The sequence below is a fragment of the bacterium genome (genome assembly GCA_036524115.1).
Classification (GTDB): domain Bacteria; phylum JAUVQV01; class JAUVQV01; order JAUVQV01; family DATDCY01; genus DATDCY01.
On record DATDCY010000200.1, the window covers coordinates 1 to 3880 of the forward strand.

The 3880-nt window shown below is 68.3% G+C and carries 6 protein-coding genes; 1 reads left to right on the plus strand and 5 read right to left on the minus strand.

Annotation, left to right across the window (positions count from 1 at the left end; all coding sequences use genetic code 11):
• Positions 1 to 41 precede the first annotated feature (41 nt).
• A complete protein-coding gene (locus VI078_09610) occupies positions 42 to 635 on the plus strand; it encodes a YdeI/OmpD-associated family protein (GenBank protein HEY5999537.1) in 594 nt (197 codons plus the stop codon).
• A gap of 95 nt (positions 636 to 730) precedes the next feature.
• Here VI078_09610 and VI078_09615 read toward each other — a convergent pair whose 3' ends face one another.
• The 5 genes from VI078_09615 to VI078_09635 form a co-directional block, all read right to left on the minus strand.
• Positions 731 to 1069 carry a DUF86 domain-containing protein gene (locus tag VI078_09615; protein HEY5999538.1) on the minus strand — a complete coding sequence of 113 codons (339 nt, stop codon included), beginning with the start codon at positions 1067 to 1069 and terminating at the stop codon, positions 731 to 733.
• Complete coding sequence (locus tag VI078_09620; GenBank protein ID HEY5999539.1) at positions 1066 to 1356, minus strand: nucleotidyltransferase family protein; 291 nt, start codon at positions 1354 to 1356, stop codon at positions 1066 to 1068. The genes VI078_09615 and VI078_09620 overlap by 4 nt, the downstream gene beginning before the upstream one ends.
• A gap of 58 nt (positions 1357 to 1414) precedes the next feature.
• The gene (locus VI078_09625; protein ID HEY5999540.1) at positions 1415 to 1768 is read right to left on the minus strand and encodes a cytochrome c peroxidase; all 354 of its coding nucleotides are present in this window, start codon (positions 1766 to 1768) and stop codon (positions 1415 to 1417) included.
• A gap of 90 nt (positions 1769 to 1858) precedes the next feature.
• Positions 1859 to 2605 carry a slipin family protein gene (locus VI078_09630; GenBank protein HEY5999541.1) on the minus strand — a complete coding sequence of 249 codons (747 nt, stop codon included), beginning with the start codon at positions 2603 to 2605 and terminating at the stop codon, positions 1859 to 1861.
• 8 nt (positions 2606 to 2613) lie between these two features.
• Positions 2614 to 3880 (minus strand): nodulation protein NfeD (locus VI078_09635; protein ID HEY5999542.1); only part of this gene is annotated, 1267 nt, incomplete at its 5' end.

Consider the following 3880-nt stretch of genomic DNA (forward strand, 5'->3'; position numbering starts at 1 on the left):
GGTCAGCGTCCGCACCGTCGCCATCACCTCGGCCATGACACGTGCCGAAAGAGCCTAAGGAACTCGGCCCCTCCCGACTCCTCGAAGTCGTAACTCGCCGCGCCTGGCGAGCCTGGCTCAAGGCGCATGCCGGCACCGCCAGCGAGACTTGGCTCGTCTTCTGGAAGAAACACACCGGGCACGCCACGCTCGTCTACAACGACGCAGTCGAGGAGGCGCTGTGCTTCGGCTGGATCGACAGCACCGTGCGGCGGCTGGACGACGACCGCTACGCCCAGCGTTTCACGCCGCGCCGGCCAGGCCGGCCCTACTCACAGGCGAACAAGGAAAGGCTGCGCTACCTGGCGGCCAAGGGGCTGGTCGCGCCCGCGGTCCTCGCCACCCTCGACTTCCTCGACGAGAAGGACTTCCCCATTGCGGCCGACATCCTGGCCGCGCTCAAGGCGGAGCCCGCCGCCTGGCGGAACTTCCAACGGTTCCCGCCGGCCTACGTGCGCATCCGCGTCGGCTTCGTCGAGGGCGCCCGCCGCCGCCCGCAGGAGTTCGCCAAGCGCCTGCGGCACTTCGTCCGCATGACGAAGGAGAACCGCCGCTTCGGCTTCGGCGGTATCGAAAAGCACTACGATCGGTCCTGAACGGGAGCCTGCCTACGATTTCGTCCTAATCTCTCCGTCGGGCAACTCAAGCACAAAGCCCCTCTCACTCCTGGAGTCTGGAAGGACAACGGCGCTCATTGCGTCGGCTCGTTCACAAGATGCTCGATCACTTCCCTGAGGTGAGGTATATCGCCCGTGACCGTAGACCACACCTCTTCCAGATCGACTCCAAAATACTGATGGACAAGTACGTTCCTCATGGCGATGACGTCGTCCCAAGGGATAGTGGACGCACTTTCCCTCAGCGTTGGCGACAGACGGCTCGCGGCCTCTCCGATGATCTGGATGTGATGAATCATCCAGACCTGGAGGAGTTCGTCGGCGAGGAACTGTTCCTTCCCCGCTGCGACCCGCTGCTCGATCTTGGCGATGGCCTCCAGAATGTCCAGGAGGCGGGCCCGGTCGTCCCTCATACAGGAACGGCGTCGCGCAGAACCCGTTCGCGAACGCGAGGGCGGAGGCCCCGTTCGCTCACCACATCCACTTTCCGACCAAGGAGCGCCTCGAGTTCGCGCACCAACGCGGCATGCTTGAGCAACGTCACGCCCGGATCGAGCTGCACGAGCAGGTCGACATCGCTATCGGGCCCGGCTTCTCCTCGCGCCAGGGAGCCGAAGACGCGGATATTCCGTGCACCGTACCGCTCGGCGATACGCAGCACTTCCGCACGCTTCGTCCCCAGGAGTTCCGCAACCGTCATGAAGCAATCATATTCCCCGAGGGTGACGCCTGCAAGAAGAGGCCCTCCGTAGCCTCCGCTACTTCTTCGCCCCGTAGGTCGCGTCGACGAAGACCGCCAGCGCGGTCAGGCGCGCGTCGTCCCACGCCAGCGCCTTGCCCGCGAGCGGGTTCACGATGCAGGTCTGAATCGCCTGATCGAGCGTGCGCACGCCGCCCAGAGCGACCTTCGGGAACCGCGCCTTGCCCGCCCAGCCGCTGCCGTCCGAGTGGCAGGAGGCGCAGCTCTTGCCGTTCGTCCCGAGCGACGCGTCCTTGAAGAGGGCCGCGCCCTTGGCGGCGGCGTCCGAGAGCTCGTCCGCGAAGGCCGCGCCGCAGACCGCGAGGGACACGAACAGACACACCGAGAACAGCACCAGGGAACGCTTCTTCATGACCGGACACCTCCACGTTGACTGACGACACTGGGCATCCCCGACAGCCGGGGCTCGTGTCCGGAAGATAGGTTCCATGCGCCGTTCCCGCTACTCCTTCTTGCCCAGCATCCCCCGCAGGATGTCGATCGGGATCGGGAAGAGCGTCGTCGAGTTGTTCTCGGTGGCGATCTCCGCCAGCGTCTGCAGGTAGCGCAGCTGCAGCGCCGCCGGGTGGGCGTCGATGATGTCCGCGGCCTCCCCGAGCTTCTGCGCCGCCTGGTACTCCCCCTCGGCGTTGATGACCTTGGCGCGGCGCTCGCGCTCGGCCTCGGCCTGGCGCGCCATCGCCCGCTGCATCTCCTGCGGCAGGTCGACGTGCTTGACCTCGACGTTGGCGACCTTGATCCCCCAGGGGTCGGTGTGCTTGTCGAGGATCTCCTTGAGTTCCGAGTTGATCTTGTCCCGGTGCGCAAGCAGGTCGTCCAGCTCGGCCTGCCCGAGGATGCTGCGCAGCGTCGTCTGCGAGAGCTGGCTGGTCGCGTAGCCGTAGTTCTCGACCTCGACGATCGCCTTGTCCGGCTCGAGGACGCGGAAGTAGACGACGGCGTTGACCTTCACCGAGACGTTGTCGCGGGTGATGACGTCCTGCGGCGGCACGTCCAGCACGATCGTCCGCAGCGAGACCTTCACCATGCGGTCCACGACGGGGATGAGCAGGATCAGGCCGGGGCCCTTGACGCCGATCATCCGCCCGAGCCGGAAGATGACGCCCCGCTCGTACTCGTTGAGCACCCGGATGGCGCTCGCGAGGAAGAAGACCACGAACAGCACCAGCACGAGGGGCACCGAAAACATCGGCATCGCTATTTCTCCTCCTGGTCCTTGCGGACCTCCAGGGACAGACCGTTGACCGCGACCACCCGGACGCGGTCCCCTTTGCGCACGTCGCCGGCGCCTCTGGCGCTCCAGATCTCGCCGTGCACGAAGACATTGCCCGTGGGCGCCAGGTCCTGGAGCGCCTCGCCGACGGCGCCGACCATGCCCTCGCGGCCGCTCGCCGGGGGGCGCCGGCGCGCCTTGAGCGCCAGCCGCAGCACCACGAGGAAGAACAGCGAGGTCACGGCGACCATGGGCACGATCGCCGCCAGCGAAACCCGCAGCCACGACACGGGCGAGCGCACGAGCATCATCGAGCCGAGCGTCAACGCGATGACGCCGCCGACCCCGAGGATGCCGTGACTGACGACCTTGATCTCCGCGAAGAAGAGGATCAGCGACAGCAGGATCAGGAGCAGGCCGGCCCCGCTGACCGGCAACTGCTGCAGCGCGTAGAACGCGAGGATCAGCGCGATGCCCCCGACGACCCCGGGAAAGATCACGCCTGGGTGCGCCAGCTCGAAGAAGATCCCGATCACCCCGAGCATCAGCAGCAGGTAGGCCACGTTCGGATCGGAGAGCCAGTCGAGCACGCGGCGGCGCCAGTCCATCGGCAGCCGCTCCACGGGCCGCCCGGCGGTGCGGAGGACGACCAAGCCCTCCGTCCGCTTGATCTCGCGCCCCTCCAGCGCCCCGAGCAGCCCGTCGAGGTCCGGCGCGATGAGGTCGATCACCTTCTCCTTGAGGGCCTGCGTCTCGGTCAGCGAGGCGCTGTCCCGGACGGCCTTCTCCGCCCAGTCCCCGTTGCGCCCGTGCCGCTCGGCGAGGCTGCGGGCGTACGCGGCGGCGTCGTTGACGAGCTTGCCCGCCACCGTCGCGTCGCCGACGCCCCCGCCGAGGCCCACCGGGTGCGCCGCGCCGATCGTCGTCCCCGGCGCCATCGCCGCGACGTCCGCGGCGAGCGTGATGAACGTGCCCGCCGAGGCCGCCCGGGCGCCGGAGGGCGCGACGTGGACCGCCACCGGCAGCGGCGCGTTGAGGATCGCCTGGGTGATCGTGCGCATGGAGGCGTCGAGGCCGCCAGGCGTGTCCAGCTCGATCACCAGCAGGGCGGCGCCGCGCTCGCGCCCGGTCTCCACCGCGCGCTCCACGTATTCGGCGACGGAGGGCGAGATGGGCCCGCGGATGCTGGCCACGACGATCCCGCCCTCCCGGGCCGCCGCGACCGCAACGGGGGGCGCCGCCGTCGGCGCC